The 17,709-nt window shown below is 74.0% G+C and carries 16 protein-coding genes; 6 read left to right on the forward strand and 10 right to left on the reverse strand.

The window, feature by feature from the left end:
* Positions 1-391: 391 nt before the first annotated feature.
* From ACFV1W_RS10980 to ACFV1W_RS10990, 3 genes are all read left to right on the forward strand, one after another.
* Complete coding sequence (locus ACFV1W_RS10980; RefSeq protein ID WP_380415173.1) at positions 392-586, forward strand: hypothetical protein; 195 nt, start codon at positions 392-394, stop codon at positions 584-586.
* A 115-nt stretch (positions 587-701) separates the two neighbouring features.
* Positions 702-2,318, forward strand: coding sequence for a hypothetical protein (locus tag ACFV1W_RS10985; RefSeq protein ID WP_380415175.1), 1,617 nt, complete (start codon positions 702-704; stop codon positions 2,316-2,318).
* Between the two features lie 277 nt (positions 2,319-2,595).
* Positions 2,596-2,970, forward strand: a complete 375-nt coding sequence (locus ACFV1W_RS10990; RefSeq protein ID WP_030279777.1) for an RNA polymerase-binding protein RbpA — start codon at positions 2,596-2,598, stop codon at positions 2,968-2,970.
* Positions 2,971-3,113: 143 nt separating this feature from the next.
* Here the strand turns inward: ACFV1W_RS10990 and fxsA are convergent, their stop codons facing one another.
* The 5 genes from fxsA to ACFV1W_RS11015 form a co-directional block, all read right to left on the reverse strand.
* Positions 3,114-3,692, reverse strand: a complete 579-nt coding sequence (gene fxsA, locus ACFV1W_RS10995; RefSeq protein ID WP_380415177.1) for an FxsA family membrane protein — start codon at positions 3,690-3,692, stop codon at positions 3,114-3,116.
* Between the two features lie 55 nt (positions 3,693-3,747).
* Positions 3,748-5,394, reverse strand: a complete 1,647-nt coding sequence (gene lnt / locus ACFV1W_RS11000) for an apolipoprotein N-acyltransferase (protein WP_380415179.1) — start codon at positions 5,392-5,394, stop codon at positions 3,748-3,750.
* Between the two features lie 105 nt (positions 5,395-5,499).
* Positions 5,500-5,958 carry an N-acetyltransferase gene (locus ACFV1W_RS11005; protein WP_380415181.1) on the reverse strand — a complete coding sequence of 153 codons (459 nt, stop codon included), beginning with the start codon at positions 5,956-5,958 and terminating at the stop codon, positions 5,500-5,502.
* Between the two features lie 89 nt (positions 5,959-6,047).
* On the reverse strand, positions 6,048-7,655 hold the full coding sequence (locus tag ACFV1W_RS11010; RefSeq protein ID WP_380415182.1) for an amidohydrolase: 1,608 nt from the start codon (positions 7,653-7,655) through the stop codon (positions 6,048-6,050).
* A 31-nt stretch (positions 7,656-7,686) separates the two neighbouring features.
* Positions 7,687-8,127, reverse strand: a complete 441-nt coding sequence (locus ACFV1W_RS11015) for an Lrp/AsnC family transcriptional regulator (RefSeq protein WP_030058365.1) — start codon at positions 8,125-8,127, stop codon at positions 7,687-7,689.
* A 229-nt stretch (positions 8,128-8,356) separates the two neighbouring features.
* On the opposite strand from ACFV1W_RS11015, the gene ACFV1W_RS11020 reads away from it, so the two are divergent.
* Positions 8,357-8,857, forward strand: a complete 501-nt coding sequence (locus tag ACFV1W_RS11020) for a hypothetical protein (protein WP_380415184.1) — start codon at positions 8,357-8,359, stop codon at positions 8,855-8,857.
* 99 nt (positions 8,858-8,956) lie between these two features.
* On the opposite strand, the gene ACFV1W_RS11025 is transcribed toward ACFV1W_RS11020, so the two are convergent.
* On the reverse strand, positions 8,957-10,120 hold the full coding sequence (locus ACFV1W_RS11025; protein ID WP_380415186.1) for an acyl-CoA dehydrogenase family protein: 1,164 nt from the start codon (positions 10,118-10,120) through the stop codon (positions 8,957-8,959).
* A 348-nt stretch (positions 10,121-10,468) separates the two neighbouring features.
* On the opposite strand from ACFV1W_RS11025, the gene ACFV1W_RS11030 reads away from it, so the two are divergent.
* Positions 10,469-11,050: a uridine kinase gene (locus ACFV1W_RS11030; RefSeq protein WP_380415337.1), complete on the forward strand. Its 582-nt coding sequence runs from the start codon at positions 10,469-10,471 to the stop codon at positions 11,048-11,050.
* A 385-nt stretch (positions 11,051-11,435) separates the two neighbouring features.
* Complete coding sequence (locus ACFV1W_RS11035; RefSeq protein WP_380415339.1) at positions 11,436-13,448, forward strand: AAA family ATPase; 2,013 nt, start codon at positions 11,436-11,438, stop codon at positions 13,446-13,448.
* Positions 13,449-13,498: 50 nt separating this feature from the next.
* On the opposite strand, the gene ACFV1W_RS11040 is transcribed toward ACFV1W_RS11035, so the two are convergent.
* The 4 genes from ACFV1W_RS11040 to ACFV1W_RS11055 all read right to left on the reverse strand — a co-directional run bounded on the left by ACFV1W_RS11040 (position 13,499) and on the right by ACFV1W_RS11055 (position 17,658).
* Positions 13,499-14,485: an NAD-dependent epimerase/dehydratase family protein gene (locus tag ACFV1W_RS11040; protein WP_380415188.1), complete on the reverse strand. Its 987-nt coding sequence runs from the start codon at positions 14,483-14,485 to the stop codon at positions 13,499-13,501.
* Between the two features lie 105 nt (positions 14,486-14,590).
* Positions 14,591-15,634, reverse strand: a complete 1,044-nt coding sequence (locus ACFV1W_RS11045; protein WP_380415190.1) for a hemolysin family protein — start codon at positions 15,632-15,634, stop codon at positions 14,591-14,593.
* On the reverse strand, positions 15,631-16,974 hold the full coding sequence (locus ACFV1W_RS11050) for a hemolysin family protein (RefSeq protein ID WP_380415192.1): 1,344 nt from the start codon (positions 16,972-16,974) through the stop codon (positions 15,631-15,633). Before ACFV1W_RS11050 ends, ACFV1W_RS11045 begins: the two co-directional genes overlap by 4 nt.
* Before the next feature lie 243 nt (positions 16,975-17,217).
* Positions 17,218-17,658, reverse strand: coding sequence for a PH domain-containing protein (locus ACFV1W_RS11055; protein ID WP_380415193.1), 441 nt, complete (start codon positions 17,656-17,658; stop codon positions 17,218-17,220).
* Positions 17,659-17,709 lie beyond the last annotated feature (51 nt).

Below are 17,709 nucleotides of genomic sequence, written 5' to 3' on the forward strand. Positions count from 1 at the left end.
GCGGACTGCCTTTCCGGAGGTCTGGCGGGGTTCGTGCGTTACGGCACCGTAGCGGTCGCCGCGGGACCGGGCCAGCCGGCGTCCGGATTCCGGATGGCGGCCGCGCCGGTGCGGGAGGCGGTACGACGGGCGACCGGCGGGTCGCACGTCCATTCGGGCGAACTTCCGGAACCCCCCGGAAGCCTCCCACCCGCCCGCCGGGAATGCGTCGCGGCACCGGATCCACGCGGCATGAGGCCCCACCCGGGCCGGTTCGCATACCGCCGTCCGGCTTCCCAGGCGGTATTGCGCGGCGAAACCACCCATTTGCGCCGTTCCATCATCTATTACTTTTTGTCACGATAAGTGCACTTTAAGCAACTGTCCCCGTCCCCCTCCCCGAGGAGCAGAAGTGATCCTCTCGATTTCCGGCATCGTCCTGTTCGGCACCATCGCCTTCCTGTTCTTCCGCAGGGACGGCCTAAAGGTCTCCCACGCCGTCGTCTGCTCACTCTTCGGCTTCTACGTCGCCGGCTCCTCGATCGCCCCGAGCATCACCGCGGGCAGCGCCAGCCTGGCGAGCCTGCTCGGCGGCATCAAGTTCTAGGCGCGCCGCCACTCCCCCACCGGCCCGGGCGCGGATCCCACCGCCCCGGGCCCCGTCGTACCACGAGCAGTCCCCCTCCCACCCCACCCGTCCCACTCGACCGGGGAGTCACGGAATGCCGCTCAACCGCCACCTCGCCAAGGGCCGCGAGATCGCCCGAACCGCCGGGGACCACGCCACCGACATGTTCGCCCCGCTCGCCGTGATCGGCCGCGGGCTGCGCCACCACGCCGGCTGGGCCAAGGACCACTGGCAGGCCACCCCGAAGGAGCGCCGCGGCCCGACGCTGTTCCTGTCCGCGGCGATGCTGATCGGCATCTACCTGCTGCCGCACGGCCTGCTGTTCGCGCTGGTCGCCCTGATGGCCAGCGCCGCCTGGGCCGGCCGGCCCCCCAAGGCGGCGCCCGCCCCGCCCCCGCCCGACGTGGCCGACGTCAAGCTCGGCGCCCTCTACTCGGCCCTCACCCCCTACCTGTGCGGCCCCGAGGACGCCAACCCGCTCTACCACTTCGAGGGCTCCTACAAGAACGCCTTCGGCTCCTGGGCGTTCGACGGCGAGGGCCGGCTCTCCCGGCTGGAGCTGAGCTACCCCGCCTACTTCACCGACACCGAGCCGGCCGCCCGGGCCCGGATCGAGCAGGTCGTCCAGGGCAAGGCCGGGCGGGCCCGCGAGTACCGCTTCGACTGGGACGAGGAGTCCAACCGGCTGCGGATCACCGCGCTCGCTCCGCTGCCCACCGACGTCGTCGCCCAGCGCTTCGTGGCCGCCCCCGGCGAGATCGTGCTCGGCTTCACCGACGAGGACGGCACCGCCCGTACCATCCCGGTCGCCCAGGGCGGCGTCGTCACCCAGCAGCCGCCGGTGATCTGGCGCACCGGCCCGCGCTCCTCCGAGCCCCACCTGCTGGCCCTCGGCGTCGCCGGCTACGGCACCTCCAGCCTGATCCGCTCGATCGCGCTCCAGGCCCTTCCGTACGGCGACCTGGTGGTGATCGACGGCGCCGGGACCGGGGAGCACGCCTGCCTGGTCAACCGGCCCGGAGTGCACACCGTGGAGACCAGCCTGCACGGCGCGCTGGCCGCACTGACCTGGGCCGCCCAGGAGACCGAGCGCCGGCTGACCGCGCTGAACGCCGCCCGGCACACCGGCGCCAGCCTGCCCGAGGACGTCACCCGGCCGCTGTGGCTGCTGCTGGACCATCCGACCGAGCTGGGCGAGCTCGCCCACGCCGAGGGCCGCCCCGATCCGCAGGACCTGCTGGAGCTGCCGCTGCGACACGGCCGGGCCGCCCGGGTGACCGTGGTGATCGCCGACGACGTCGAGGCCCGGGAGCGGATCACCCCGACCGTCCGCGCGACCACCCGGGCCCGGGTGCTGCTCGGCCCGGCCGGGCCCGAGGAGGGCCGGGCCGCGCTCGGCGCTCCGCTGGACATCGTGCCCGCCGCGCACGCCCCGGCCGGCCGCGGCTACGCCCGGATCGGCAACGGCACCCCGGTGCGGTTGCAGGTGCCGGCCACGGTCGACCCGCTCGACGACGACGCCCCGGCCCAGCTGCGGGACGCCGTGATCGCCCTGCTGCCGCACCGCGACAGCCGGACCGAGGCGGCCCCCGCCGCACCGCCCCGCCCGGACCGCCCGCCGGTGGTCCGGGCCGACGGGACGGCGCCGGCGCACCAGCCGGTCGACCTCGGCAAGTCCGAGCCGATGATCCGTTCCCGACCGATCTCCTGACTCCGCGGGAAGCGGGGTCGGCGGACGGCGCCGAATGCCCTCCCGGTAGGCTCGTCACAGAAAGTCCGCACGATCACCAGATGTGAAATAGGTGACACCTGGGGTGATATCACCGGCCAGATGTGACAAATCGGGCGCCGGTGGGTACAAACAGGGGCGGCACGACAGACGACGCATGTCCCGGGACGGGAATCTTCGTCGGAAGCCGAGCGTTGACCGAACGACGAAGAACAGCGACCACTAGTCCTGTGGGCCATAAGCCCGGGAGGCACGATTCATGAGCGAGCGAGCTCTCCGCGGCACGCGACTCGGGGCAACTAGCTACGAGACCGACCGTGGTATCGATCTGGCTCCCCGCCAGACCGTCGAGTACGCATGTCAGAACGGACACCGATTCGAGGTTCCTTTCTCGGTCGAAGCGGAGATCCCCCCGGTGTGGGAATGCCGCTTCTGTGGCCAGGAGGCGGCACTTCTCGACGGTGACGAGCCGGAGGAGAAGAAGGTCAAGCCCACGCGCACCCATTGGGACATGCTGATGGAGCGCCGGACGCGCGAGGAGCTGGAGGAGGTGCTGGCCGAGCGGCTGGCCGTGCTCCGCTCCGGTGGGATGAACCTCGCGGTGCACCCGCGGGACACCCGCAAGAGCGCCTGACAACACCTCGCTCCCGCCGCGTGCGGGAGGACGCGAAAAGGGACCCTGGTCACCAGGGTCCCTTTCGCGTTGTCCTCGCGTCGCCCGAAGCCTTCGTCGCTCCCGGGGCTCTCGTCGTCCGCGACTCCCGGCAGGTCGGACCGTCAGCCGTTGATCGGCGGGCGGTAGGTGGTGTCCGGGCCCTGCGGGCCGCGCTGGCCGTTCTCCGGGTCGACCACCTCGCCCTGGATCACCTTGCCGTCCGGGCGGTGGATGCGCAGCTGCTCCTGCAGCCGCATCGCGTCCGCGAAGGCGTCGGTGCCCGCGGGCGAGGCGCTGCGCACCGCCTTGTCCGCGACCTTGCGGCCGACGGCCCGCCACAGCGCCCGGGTCGGCGGGAACAGCAGGGTCAGGGCGACCAGGTCGGACAGGAAGCCGGGGACGATCAGCAGCAGCCCGGCCAGTACGGTCATGCTGGTGCCGGTCTGCGGCTGCTGGGACTGCGGGTTCCTGCTCTGTTCGAGCGCCGCCGACAGCGCCTTCATCCCGGCCCGCTTGATCAGCGAGCCGCCGATCACCCCGCCGGCGATGAGCAGCAGCAGGACGGCGAAGCCGCCCAGCCACGAGCCCACCAGGACCAGCAGCCAGATCTCCAGCACCAGCCAGGCGGTGATCAGCAGCGGCAGCACCCGGCGGAGCCTGCTGCGCGGGACCGGACGGGTGGGGGCAGCTTGCTGGGTCACGGTACGAATCCACTCCAAGCGGTGCTCTGCGCGCCGCACGGGAGGTCCGGGCCGGCTACGGCACCACCTGGTCCAACGATTCCCCGGCGGCCGGTGTTCCGGCCGCCGCCCTCCGGCGACGGCCGACCAGGACGGCGGCGCCGCAGGCCAGCAGGCCGCCGATGGCCAGCGTCCACTCCGGGAGGGCGCCGACCCGGTCGGCCACCGTGGTGCCGTCGCGCAGCGGGACGGTGGCGGACAGCTCGGCCGGGGTCAGCTCCGCGGTGCGCTGCTCGACGGTGCCGTCCGGGGCGATCACCGCGCTGATGCCGCTGGTGGCGGCGATCAGGACGGCCCGGCCGTGCTCGACCGCGCGCAGCCGGCTCATCGCGAGCTGCTGCTCGGGCTGGCCGGTCCTGGCGTAGGTCGCGTTGTTGGTCTGGACCACCAGGACGCGCGCGCCGCTGTCCACGGTGTCCCGGACGATCTCGTCGTAGGCCACCTCGAAGCAGATCACGTCGCCGATCTTCGCCGGGCCGAGCTGCATCACGCCGTTGTGGTCGCCGGGGTAGAAGTCCCGGGCGACCCGCTGGAGGCGGGTGATCACCTTCATCAGCTGGGCGCGGAACGGCACGTACTCGCCGAACGGGACGGGGTGCTGCTTGGTGTAGGAGGCGCCGGGGCCGGTGACCGGGTCCCAGACGATGCCCTCGTTCTGGACGTGCTGGGCGTCCGGGCCGTCCACCAGGGTGCCGACCAGGGTGGGCACGCCGACGGCCTTGACCGCCTCGTCGATGCGCTGACGGGCCAGCAGGTCGCTGAACGGGTCGAGGTCGGAGGAGTTCTCCGGCCAGATCACCACGTCGGGGCGCGGCCGCTTTCCGTCCTGGATGTCGGCGGCGAGGCGCTCGGTGGCCGAGGCGTGGTTGTTGAGGACCATCATCGGGCGGCCGAGGAAGTCCATGCCCGGGTTCGGCACGTTGCCCTGGACGATGGCGACGTTGACGGTGTCGTTCGCGGCGGTCGGCACCGGGACGAGGTAGCCGGCCAGCAGTGCGGCCACCGCGCCGAGCGCCGCCAGCGCGGCCGCCTTCGGAGCCCTGCCCGGCCCGCGCAGGCGCAGCGCGGCCCAGGCCAGCAGGGTGCCGGAGAGCGCGACGGCGAAGGTCACCAGCGGCGCACCGCCGATCGCCGCCAGCGGGGTGTACGGGGTGGCGGTGTTGGCGAAGGCGAGCCGGCCCCAGGGGAAGCCGCCGAGCGGAAGCCGGTCGCGCGCCCACTCCTGGGTGACCCACAGCGCGGCCGCCCACAGCGGCCAGCCGGGCAGCCGGGAGGTGAGGGCCAGTGCGCCGCCGAGCAGGGCCAGGAACAGCGCCTCGACGACGGACAGGCCGACCGTGGCGTCCCAGCCGACCACCCGCAGCCAGCTGAGCAGCATCAGGAAGAACGGGAAGCCGAGGGCGAAGCCCGTCCAGGCGCCCTGGCGGAAGGTGCGGCCCCGGGTGAGCAGCGAGAGCGCGGCGACGCCGAGCAGCGACAGCGGCCACAGGTCGTACGGCGGGAAGGCGAGCGCGAGCAGCAGGCCGGCCAGGGCGGCGAGGCCGGTGCGCGGCAGCCCGGCGCGGACCTTGGCGAGCGCGCGGGCGCCACGGCCGGGCTTCGGGGCCGGGTCCTGTGGCTCGGGAGCGGTCCCGGACCGCTCCTGGGTGACGGGAATGGCCACCGGCGCACCATCTTCCTGGGGCTTGCTGTTCGGACGCTGTGCGAAGAAGGTACCCCGGAACGTCGGCGAGGCGTGAGGTGAGGGTGGTGGCGCCGGGCCGGGCGGTCAGCGCTCGGCGTAGACGAAGCGCCCGAGCGGCCAGTGGTCGGTGAGCCAGGCGGAGACCGCGCGGTACAGCGGGGCGTCCAGCTCGGCGCGGTCGGCGCGCACCCAGGAGCTGACCGAGACGACGGACGGGTCCTCGCGGTCGGGGTACACGTAGACGCAGCCGATCACCTCGTCGCGGTCGGGCTCCAGGACGGTGTAGGTGAACCCCGTGCGAGCCTCGAAGTCGGCGGCGTGGCGGCGCAGGTCGGCGAGGTTGCGCTCCGGGGGCATGCCGTCGGCGGGCGGCCAGCCGCGGCCGGCCCAGCCGGGGGTGGCGCGGATGTGCTCGATGCTGCTCGTCCAGGCGGCGTGGTCGGAGGCGTTGTGCTGCTCGCCCAGGGGCTCCAGGCGGAACTCCGGGGCGAGCAGCTCGCGCGGGACGGTGAAGTCGGCGGGTACCAGCGGGTCGGTCGTCATGGTGGTCAACCTAGGAGGCGTCGGCCCACCCGCTCGTCCGACTTACCGCTCGTACGCGGTGCCGTCGCTCCGCTCGTACGGGCGGGGTTCTACCGCTGGAACACGGTGCGTCCGCGGACCACCGTGCGCAGGCAGACCGGCAGTTCGCGGCCCGGGGTGAGGTCGGGCAGGCCGGGGGTGCCGGAGCGCGGGTCGGTGGACCAGCCGGCCACCCGGGAGTCGGGGGCCTGGACGACCAGCTCGTCGGCGGCCCAGACCGCGTAGTTGGCCACCGCACCGGGCACCAGCACGCCGTCCTGGTCACGGCCGATCGCGCGCCAGCCGCCGCGGGTGTGGGCGGTGAAGGCGGCGCGGACCGAGATCCGGTGTTCCAGGGTCCGGTGGAAGGCCGCGGCGCGGACGGTGCCCCAGGGGTCGAGCGGGGTGACCGGGGCGTCCGAGCCGAAGGCCAGCGGGACGCCGGCCCGCAGGAGTGCGGCGTACGGGTTGAGGCCGGCGGCCCGCTCCGCACCCAGGCGCCGGACGTACATGCCCTCCGGGCCGCCCCAGGCGGCGTCGAAGGCGGGCTGCACGGAGGCGGTGAGGCCGAGCTCGGCGAAGGCGGCGATCGCCTTGTCGTCCAGGGCCTCGGCGTGCTCGACGCGGTGGCGCAGCGCCCTGACCCGGTCGGCGCCGACCCGCTCGCCGGCGGCGCGCACGCCCTCGATCACGGCCGCGACGGCCGCGTCGCCGATGGCGTGGAAGCCGGCCTGCAGCCCGGCCTCGGTGCAGGCGGCGACGTGGTCGGCGACCTGCTCGGCGGTCAGGTAGGCGGTGCCGGTGTGCTCGGCGTCGGTGTAGGGGGCGTGCAGGCAGGCGGTGCGCGAGCCGAGCGCGCCGTCCACGAAGAGGTCGCCGCCGGCGCCCACCGCGCCGAGCCTTCGGGCGGTCTCGACGCCACCCAACTCGCCCCAGTAACCGAAGACTTCGGGGCCGTCACCCTCGGCGGCCAGGGCCAGCAGGGCGGTCAGGTCCGCCTCGGAGGAGATCTCCGGGCCGGCGCACTCGTGCAGGGCGCCGATGCCGAGTTCGGCGGCGCGGGCCAGGGCGGCGCGCTGGGCGTGACGGCGCTGCTCGGGGGTGAGGCCGGCGAGGGCGGTCTGCCGGACGGCGTGGTGGGCGTCCTTGGTGAGCGGACCCTCGGCGTCGTGACCGGGTCGCTCGGCGAGGCCCTCGGCGAGGGTGCGCAGCGCGGTGGTGGCGAGCGCGGAGTGCACGTCGGTGCGGGAGAGGTAGAGGGCGGCGCCGCGGGCGGCCTCGTCGAGTTCGGCGAGCGTGGGCGGGCGGCCCTCGGGCCAGCCGGTCTCGTCCCAGCCGTGGCCGATCAGCACGCCGCCGGGCTCCTCCCGGGACTCGACGAAGGCGGTGACGGCGGCCAGGGCGGCGGCCAGCGAGGGGCTGCCGGTGAGGTCGAGGCCGGTCAGCGCCAGGCCGGTCGCGGTGGCGTGCACGTGGGCGTCGACGAAGGCGGGGGTGACCAGCGCGCCGTCCAGCTCGACGATCTCGTCGGCGGAGCCGGCGTACGCCTCGGCGGCGCCGTCGCTGCCGACCCAGGCGATGTGCCCGCCCTCCACGAGCATCGCGGTGGCGAAGGGGTCGGCAGGGCTGTAGACGGCGCCGCCGCGCAGCAGGACGGTCCGGGAGGTGCGTTCGGTCATGCCGCTAAGTCTGCACCCCTCCCTTTCCCGGTCAGAGCTTCGGGGGTCGGGCCTCGTAGGGAGTGGAGAGGACGACGGTGGTGCGGGTGGAGACGCCGGCGGCGCTGCGGATGCGGGCGAGCAGGTCCTCCAGGTCGCCGGGGGCTCCGACCCGCACCTTGAGGATGTAGTTCTCGTCGCCGGCGACGCTGTGGCAGGCCTCGATCTCGGGCAGGCCGGCCAGCCTGTCCGGGGTGTCGTCGGGGGCACTGGGGTCGAAGGGCTTGACCGAGATGAACGCGGTCAGCGCCAGGTCGACGGCGTCGGGGTCGATGATCGCGGTGTAGCCGCGGATCACCCCGCGCTGTTCGAGGCGGCGCACCCGCTGGTGCACCGCCGAGGTGGACAGGCCGGTGGCCTTGCCCAGGTCCGTGTAACTCATCCGGCCGTCCTCCAGGAGCAGCTGGACGATGCGTTGGTCGAGATCCTCCACAGTGCGCAAACCTACCGGGTCGGGAGCACGGGGGCGCACGGCGGTGGCACGCAGTCGGATTGCAGGTGTCACGCGGGCAATTGCCGGGTGAATGTGGCGGGCGGTGTGGCCAAGGACACACCCGGTGCATCGCGGTGCACAACTCCGCAGGGTTATGAGCCCGGACGGCAGGGAAGTGCTGGTTGTGGCCCTGAGCGACCACGCCGGGCCCGATCCTAGGGGGATCCTCATGCCTGCTACTGACCAGCGCGTGCTGGCCGCCGACGAGACCGACGATACGACCGGCCGCGACGACCTCGCGACCGATCACATGCCGGGCACCGACCCCGGCGAGGCCGAGACCTGGGACATCTTCCGGGTCCACTGCCCCGAGTGCCGTCGCCCGATCGCCCTGGTGGCGGACGAGGAGCGGCTGCCGCAGCACGCGCTGCTGCCCACCGCCTGGAACCCCTTCGCCCCCGCCGTCTGCCCCGGTTCGGGCGCGCCGACCGACGACCTGGCCGAGGTCGAGGCCCCCGAGGACGCCGAACCGTCCGGGTTCGACGCGCTGTTCAAGCTCCCGAGTGGGCTCGACTGGCGCACCCAGCCGTTCTCGCACGCGCTGGTGCACCGCCCGGTGCGCAGCACGACGGCCGCCGTCGCCGTCCCGGCGAAGGCCGTTCGGACGGTCCCCGCGGCCGTGTCGCTGGCCACCATCCCGGAGCAGCGCCGGCGGCTCGCGCGCCGCTGACTCCCGCCGCCCGCACATGAGTTGTCAGACGAACGGAATCGCCTCCGGCCGTCACTCCGCACCCTGGAGTGACGGCCGGAGGCCGCATCGGGGAAGGGCTCAGCCCTTCGTGAGGTGGCGGCCGATCACCAGGCGCTGGATCTGGTTGGTGCCCTCGACGATCTGCAGCACCTTGGCCTCGCGCATGTAGCGCTCGGCCGGGAAGTCCTGGGTGTAGCCGTAGCCGCCGAGCACCTGGACGGCGTCGGTGGTCACCCGCATCACCGCGTCGGTGCAGAACAGCTTGGCCATCGCCGCCTCCTTGGAGAACGGGCGTCCCGCGTCGCGCAGCCGCGCGGCGGCGAGGTAGAGCGAGCGCCCTGCCTCGATCTGGGTGGCCATGTCGGCGAGCATGAAGGACAGGCCCTGGAACTCGGCGATCGGGCGGCCGAACTGGCGCCGGGTGCGCGCGTAGTCGACCGCGAGGTCGAGCGCGGCCTGGGCGACACCGATCGCGCAGGCGGCGATGCCGAGGCGGCCGGAGTCCAGTGCGGCCAGGGCGATCTGGAAGCCCTGGCCCTCCTCGCCGACCAGCCGCTCGCGCGGGACCCGGGCACCGTCGAAGTGCAGCTGGGCGGTCGGCGAGGAGCGCATGCCCATCTTGTGCTCCGGCGGCGCGGCCGAGAGGCCCTGCTGGGCGCCGGGGACGAGCAGGCAGCTGATGCCCTTGGGGCCCTGGGCGCCGGTGCGCACCAGCGCGCTGTAGAAGTCGGCCTGGCCGCCGTGGGTGATCCACGCCTTGGTGCCGTTGACGACGTACTCGTCGCCGTCCAGGTCGGCGCGGGTGCGCAGGGCGGCCGCGTCCGAGCCGGACTGCGGCTCGGAGAGGCAGTAGGCGCCGAGCTGCTCGCCGGAGAGCATGGCGGGCAGCCACTTCTCGCGCTGCTCCTCGCTGCCGAAGGTGGCCAGCGCGTGGCAGGACAGGGTGTGCACGCTGACGCCGAGGCCGACGGCCAGCCAGCCGGACGCGAGCTCCTCCAGGACCTGCAGGTACACCTCGTAGGGCTGCTCGCCGCCGCCGTACTTCTCGTCGTACGGGAGGGACAGCAGGCCCGCCTCGCCGAGGGTGCGGAATACATCCCGGGGGAAGCGGCCGGCGGCCTCGTCCTCCGCCGCGCGCGGCTGGAGCTCGCGCTGGACCAGGTCCCGGGTGAGGCTCAGCAGCTCGCGGGCCTCCTCGCTGGGCAGCTGGCGCTCCACGGCTTTCACGGGGGAGGGGGTCATGGCGGGGGTCGCCTCCTCGATCGGGCGCCGCCCCGGGGTGGCGGGGATTCGGCGCGGGTGTGGCAGGTCGGCCCGACCGGCACCGGGTTGCGGTGAACGGCCGTTCACAGGCGTGGCGAAGGCGAGTATGCCGGAAAGCCGCGCTGCCGTCACGACCAGCACAGATGAACTGTCCGCAGTGGTGGGCTACGGCACCGTAGGGTTGACGTTGTGGCTGCATCCGGAACCGTTCCCTCCCCTCGCCCGTCCGCTCTCCGCGGCGCGCCGACCGGGCCCGAGGCCGTCGGCCCACCCGGCGGGCTCGACGCGCTCGACGGATTCGACGGGCTCGACGGGCTCGCCGCCGAGCTGGGCGCGCTGCCGCCGTCCTGCGGACCGGTGCGGCTGGTCGCGGTGGACGGGCACGCCGGCTCCGGCAAGACGACCTTCGCCGGACGACTGGCGGCGGCGCTCGGCGGGGCGCCCGTGGTGCACCTTGACGACCTGGCCACCCACAGCGAGCTCTTCGAGTGGACCGGGCGGCTGCGCGAGCAGGTGCTGGAGCCGCTGGCCGCCGGCCGGGACGCCGAACACCGGGTTTACGACTGGACACTGCGCCGCTTCACGGGCGCCGTCCGGGTGCCGCCCGCCCCGGTGGTGCTGGTGGAGGGCGTGGGCGCGGGGCGCCGGGATGTGCGGCCGTGGCTGGCCCGGGTGATCTGGATGGAGCTGGAGGCCGCCGCGGCCCGGCGGCGCGGCGAGGAGCGGGACGGGCCGGAACTCGCCGGGTTCTGGGCCCGCTGGGCCCGGGCGGAGGCGGCGCACTTCGCCGCCGACCCGAGCCGGCCGTACGCCGGGACGCGGGTCGACGGGGTGACCGGGCGGATCCTGCCGGGCACCGTCGGTGAAGGTTCAACTAGCCCCTTGACCTGCGACGTCACCAGGACCTAGGTTCTCCTCAGCCGCCGGAACCCACCGTTCCGGCGCCTCGGACCCGGCGTCCCCGGCTTGTTCCCCCGTGAGCCGGGGGCGCCGTCCGGTCCCCTCCCCCGCCCTTCGCGGCCAGCGGTGTTTCGGCCATTCGCCCGCTCAACCACCGTGCGCGCGATCGCATTTGACCCTGCACGGCACCCTTCCGGATCAGCCCCGCGCCGGTACGATTCCGGTAGGCGCACATGCGCCCCGGGGGCTTTCGACCACCGGCCCGGCTACGCGCTGCGATCCGCCGGCCGGGCCCCGGGCCACACCGCGGGGGGCGTGAGTGACGACGGTGGACAGTTCCGACAGCACGGCGGGCGGCCCGGACCGACTCGCCGACCGGGCCTGGCTGCGGGCCATGGACGCCTACACGGCGGGCGCCTACACCCGTGCCGAGGAGGAGTTCCGGGCGGCCGTCCGGCTGGACCCGGGCATGGCCGACGCCTGGCTCGGACTGCACGCGCTGCGCAGTGACACCTCGGCGGCCCTGCTGGCCATGTACCGCAACCAGAAGCGCTTCGGCGAGCAGCGGCGGCTGCACCGGCGCCCGCTCAGCTCCTGGTACTGGCTGGGCTGGTGGGTGCAGCCCGTGCTGGAGGACGCCCGCGACCTCGCGCTGGCACACGCCTCGCACTGGCTGGACGGCCGCCACCTGGCCGAGCTGGACCGGGCGCTGGAGCAGTGCCCGGCGCCCAGCGAGGACCCGTCGGCGCAGTTCCTGTACGCCTGCCGGTCCTACCTGCTCAAGGACTGGGAGCAGTTGATCCGGGACACCGACCGGCTGCTGGACGACCCGCTGCTGGGCATCGAGGCCGGACTGTTCGCCGGCATGGCCCGGGTCCGGCTGGACATGTGCGCCCAGGCGCAGGGCCCGTTGGCCGCCTCGCTGGCGCGCTGCCGCTCCGAGCAGCCGCAGCGCAAGGAACTGCGCTACTGGCTGGCCCGGGCGTACGAGGGGGCCGGGCGCAGCGCGGCGGCACTGCCGCTGTACCGGGCGGTGCACCGGGCGGATCCGGCGTTCATGGACACCTCGGCCCGGCTGGCGGCGATCTCGGCGGAGGACGCGCTCGCGGACGGACTGCTGGCGGGCGGGCGCTCGGGCGGACCGGACGCACCGGGGCCGGACGTCGTGGGACTGGACGGCAGCGGCCTGGACGGCAGCGGCCTGGACGGCGCCGGACTGGACGGGGCCGGGCTCGACGGCTCCGGGGCGGGCGGCGGCCAGGGGTACCAGGACGACCCCGGGTACGTCGACGGGCCGCTCTACGACGCCGAGTTCGGCACCGGGTCCGCCCCCGCCGGCGGCGGGGCCTCGGTGGACGCCACCCTGGTGGACGGCCCGCTCGCCGAACCGGAACCGGACGCCGCAACCCCGGTGGACGGCGCGCCGCAGGCCGCGGGTGAGCGCTCCGGCTCGGGCGCCCCGGTCGTCCCCGCCGCGGTCCTGCCGCTGCCGGTGCGCGGGGCGGCGCAGCCCCGCACCGCACCCCCGCCGGCTCCCCGGCCCGCGGGCGACGAACGGGAGTTGGACGCGGCACTGGCCGAACTCTCGCTGATGGTGGGCCTGGAGCCGGTCAAGCGCCAAGTCCGTGCGCTCTCCGCCCAGTTGAGAATGTCCAGACTGCGCGCCGAGCAGGGGCTGCCGGTCCAGCCGCCGAAGCGGCACTTCGTCTTCTCCGGCCCCTCCGGCACCGGCAAGACCACCGTGGCGCGGATCCTCGGCCGGGTCTTCCACGCCCTCGGCCTGCTCTCCGGCGACCACCTGGTGGAGGCCCAACGAGCCGACCTGGTTGGCGAGTTCCTCGGCCAGACCGCGGTCAAGGCGAACGAGCTGATCGACTCCGCGCTGGACGGCGTGCTGTTCATCGACGAGGCGTACAGCCTCTCCAACTCCGGCTACACCAAGGGCGACGCGTACGGCGACGAGGCGCTCCAGGTGCTGCTGAAGCGGGCCGAGGACAACCGGGACCGGCTGGTGGTGATCCTGGCCGGCTATCCCGAGGGGATGAACCGGCTGCTCGCCACCAACCCCGGCCTCAACTCCCGCTTCACCACCCGGGTCGACTTCCCCAGCTACCGGCCGAACGAGCTGACCGCGATCGGCGCGGCACTGGCCGGCCGGGACGGCGACGGCTGGGACGAGGACGCGGCGGAGGAACTGGCCAGCATCTGCACCCACGTGGTGCGCGAGGGCTGGATCGACGAGCTGGGCAACGGCCGGTTCATCCGCACCCTGTACGAGAAGTCCTGCGCCTACCGGGACCTGCGGCTGTCGCTGCTGCGCGAGCCGCCGGGCCGGGAGGACCTGGCGACGCTGCGGCTGCCGGACGTGGTGCAGGCGTACGGGGAGCTGATCGACGGCCGGGGCTGACCGGCGGGGCTCACCGGTGGCCGGGGCTGACGCCGACTCCCCCGCTCCCCTCAGCCCCTGAGCAGCTCGGCCTCCCGCTCGGGGTCGAGCCCGACGTTCGGCCGGTCGTCCCGCTGCGGGGCCTCGCCGCCGATCGACCGCAGCCAGGCCCAGGTGTCCTCGACCGTCTCGGTGACCGGGCGGCAACGCAGCCCCGAGTCGACGGCGCGGGCGACCGAGCAACCGTGCACGGAGTCGTACAGCTCGCCGGGCGGCACCCAGACCGGCAGTTCCGTCCACGGCTGCACGCCCGCCGCCACGATCCGCTCGGGATCGGTCCAACGCAGCCCGGCGTCCGAGCCGGTGGCCCGGACGCAGGCCTCCAGCAGCCCGCCCATGGTGGTGTGGCCGACCGGGCCGACCACGTTGTACGGGCCGCCCAGCCGGGCCGCCACGGCGTCCAGGGTCCAGGCGGCGAGGTCGCGGCCGTCGATGTACTGCAGCGGCAGGTCGCGCGGGCCGGGGGCGAGCACCGGGCCGCCGCGGGCGATCCGGTTCAGCCACCAGGGCAGCCGGCCGATGTTCTCGTACGGGCCGAGGATCAGCCCGGCGCGGACCAGCAGGGCCCTTCCGCCGAACTCCGCCTCCAGGGCCAGTTCGGCGCCGCGCTTGGCCTCGGCGTAGGGCACCTCGCCGGTGAGGTCCGGGGAGGCGGGCACCACCGGGGCCGTCTCGTCCGCCCCGGGGCGCAGCGGGTAGTCGTACACCGAGCGGCTGGAGACGTACGCGTAGTGGCCGACCCGGCCGTTCAGCCGCCGGGCGCTGTCGCGCACCGCCGCCGGGGCCCACGACCAGGTGTCCACCACGGAGTCCCACTCCGCCGTGCCGAGCGCCGCGAGGCCGTCCTCGGCGGTGCGGTCGCCCAGCAGCACCCGCACGCCCTCCGGGGCGGGCTGCGTGCCGCGGTTGAGGGCCGTCACCTCCCATCCCCTGGCCAGCGCCTCCTCGGCGACGGCCCGTCCGACGAACTTCGTTCCACCCAGCAGCAGCAGTCTCATGCCGACCACCCTCCTCCGGAGTGGCCGGCACGGGAACCGTTGCCTGCTGTGGGCAGAATCGCCGTCGGCGAACGCGGCGAACGCGGCGAACCTCCGGACCGGGGCTCAGGTCGTCCGGTGGTCCGGGTCGTGCATCTCGCCGACCAGTTCCTCCAGGACGTCCTCCAGCATGACCGCGCCGATCGTGCGGCCGTCCTGGTCCAGCACGGCGGCCAGGTGGCAGGCGGCCCGGCGCATCGCACCGAGGGCGTCGTCCAGCGGCAGGCTGCCGCGCAGCACCGTGATCGGCCGCCAGAGCCGGGCCGGGACGGGCGCCGACCGGTCCTCCACGTCGAGGATGTCCTTGAGGTGGACGTAGCCCAGGTAGCCCTGGCCGGCCGGGTCGCCGTCGGCGACCGGGAAGCGCGAGAAGCCGGTGCGCAGGGCGAGCTCCTCGACCTCGGCGGCGGTCGCCTTCGGGTTCACGGTGACCAGCTGCTCGGGGGGCAGCAGCACGTCGGTGACCGGGCGGCGGCCCATCTCCAGGGCGTCCTCCAGTCGCTCCTGACGGTCCTCGTCGAGCAGGCCGGCGTCCCGGGAGTCGACCAGCAGGTACATCAGCTGCTCGGTGGTGAACACCGACTCGACCTCGTCCTTGGCCTCGACCCGGAAGAGCCTCAGCACGCCGTTGGCGAAGGCGTTGAGCAGCCGGATCACCGGGGCGAGCCAGCGGGCCAGCCGGTCCAGCGGCGGACCGAGCCAGAGCGCGGCGCGCTCCGGGCCGGCCATGGCCATGTTCTTCGGCACCATCTCGCCCATCACCATGTGCAGGAACACCACGAGGGCGAGCGAGATCCCGTACGAGAGCGGGTGCATCAGGCCGGACGGGACGCCGATCGCGTGGAAGGGGCCCTCCAGCAGCGCGGCGATGGTCGGCTCGGCGAGCGCACCGAGGCCCAGCGAGCAGACGGTGATGCCGAGTTGGGCGGCGGCCAGCATCGCGGAGACGTTGGACAGCGCGTGCAGCACGGTGCGGGCGCGCTTGTGCCCGGCCTCGGCGAGCGGCTCGATCTGGCTGCGGCGCACCGAGACGACGGCGAACTCGGCGCCGACGAAGAAGGCGTTGCCGAGCAGGAGCAGCAGCGCGACGGCGAGTTGCAGGACGGTCATCGGACGTCCTCCCCTTCCTCGCCGAACAGGCCGGGCACGCTGGTGCGCTCCAACCGGACCTGGCTGGTGCGGTGCCGGTCGACGCCGGTCACGGTGAGCCGCCAGCCGGGCAGCTCCGCCTGCTCGCCCACCTCGGGGAGCTTGCCGAGCAGGTCGGCGACCAGGCCGGCCAGGGTCTCGTACGGGCCGTCCGGGGCGTTCAGGCCGATCGCCTCCAGCTGGTCGAGCCGGGCGCGGCCGTCCGCCGCCCAGGCGGGCCGGCCGTCGACGGACGGCAGCGGAAGCAGGTCGGGGTGGTCGGCCGGGTCGTGCTCGTCCTGCACCTCGCCGACGATCTCCTCCACGATGTCCTCGACGGTGACGACGCCGGCCGTGCCGCCGTACTCGTCGACCACGATGGCCATCGGCTGGAGGCGGCGCAGCTGGTCGAGCAGCCGCTCGGCGGGCAGGGTCTCGGGCACCAGCAGCGGCGGCGAGGCCAGTTCGGCGACGCTCACCCGGCCGCGGCGGGCGGCCGGGACGGCGAGGGCGTCCTTGAGCGTCACGATACCGGTGACCTCGTCCACGGTGTCGGCGTAGACCGGGAACCTGGACAGGCCGGTGGCCCGGGTCAGGTTGATCACGTCGGAGGCGGTGGCGTCGCGCTGGAGGGCGGAGACGTCGATCCGCGGGGTCATCACCGACTCGGCGGTGAGCTCCCCGAGGCCGAGGGTGCGGACGAACAGGGTCGCCGACTCCTCGTCTATCGCGCCGGCCCTGGCCGAGTGCCGCGCCAGCGAGACCAGCTCGGCCGGGGTGCGGGCGTGCTCCAGCTCCTCCTGCGGCTCGACGCCGAAGGCCCGGACCGTACGGTCGGCGGCGCCGTTCAGGAAGCTGATCAGCGGGCGGCAGACGAAGGAGAAGGCCATGTGCGGGGCGGCGACCGCGCGGGCCACCTGCAGCGGGCGGGAGATCGCCCAGTTCTTCGGGACCAGCTCGCCGATCACCATCTGGACGACGGTGGCCAGCACCATGCCGACCACCACGGCGACGCCGCGGGCGGCCGAGTCGGGCACCCCGATGCCCGACATCACGGGCTGGAGCAGGGTCGACAGGGCCGGTTCGGCGAGCATGCCGACCACCAGCGAGGTGACGGTGATGCCCAGCTGGGCGCCGGAGAGCTCGAAGGAGAGGTGCCGCAGGGCCCGGGCGACGCGGGCGGACTTGGCGTCCCCCGCTTCGGCGGATCGTTCCACCGCGCCGCGGTCGGCGGTCACGAAGGCGAACTCGGCGGCCACGAAGAGGCCGTTGGCGAGGATCAGGAGAACGGCTGCGAACAACAGCAGCCAGGCGGTGATCACAGTGCCGCCTGCCTTCCGCGGGTCGGAAGCGAGGCGGCGCAGGTACTACCGGACGGATCGTCCATCGAGGGGGTGTGTCACTCCTCAGGTCGCTCGAAGCGCGGATCGGTTCGAGTGGGTCGTTTTCGGGCAGGGCTGAAGTTTTGCCCCGCTTTTACCAGCGTAGACCATACCGGCGCGGCACTAGGAAACGTGTTCGGACCCGCTGGGGTCGGGGCTGCTGCCGGGGGCCGGGGTCCGCCGTCAGACCTGGGCGTGGTGCTCGACCAGGTCGCGCAGCGCGCGGGCGTCCGCGATCGCCTGGGCCTTGCCGACGCCGGACTGGATGCCCACCGCGGCGAGCGAGGTGCCGTCGGCGAGGTCGAGGGTGGCCCACGGGTCGCCCTGGCGGAAGTTGACCCGGACGATCTCGGCCCAGGCCAGTCTGCGGCTGCGGACGAAGTTGACCACCGTCACGCCCTCCGCGTCGGCGCTCACCCGGGGGCGCGCCAGCATCAGGCCCACGCCGGCGAACAGCACGCCACTGGCGACCATCATGATCCGGTCGTTGAGCTGCCAGCTCGCCGGGAGCAGCATGGCCAGTACGACGAACAGCGCCACCAGCACGGCGCAGACCGGCAGCAGCACCACGCGGGTGCGGCGGGGCGCCCAGGTGACGGGGAACTCGACGGGCGGCGTGGACACGTGGGTCTCCGGTGGTGGTTCTGGGCCCGGTGGCTCCGGGGTCGCGACAGC

This window comes from Kitasatospora sp. NPDC059648, assembly GCF_042734825.1.
In the GTDB taxonomy this organism is placed as follows: Bacteria; Actinomycetota; Actinomycetes; order Streptomycetales; family Streptomycetaceae; genus Kitasatospora.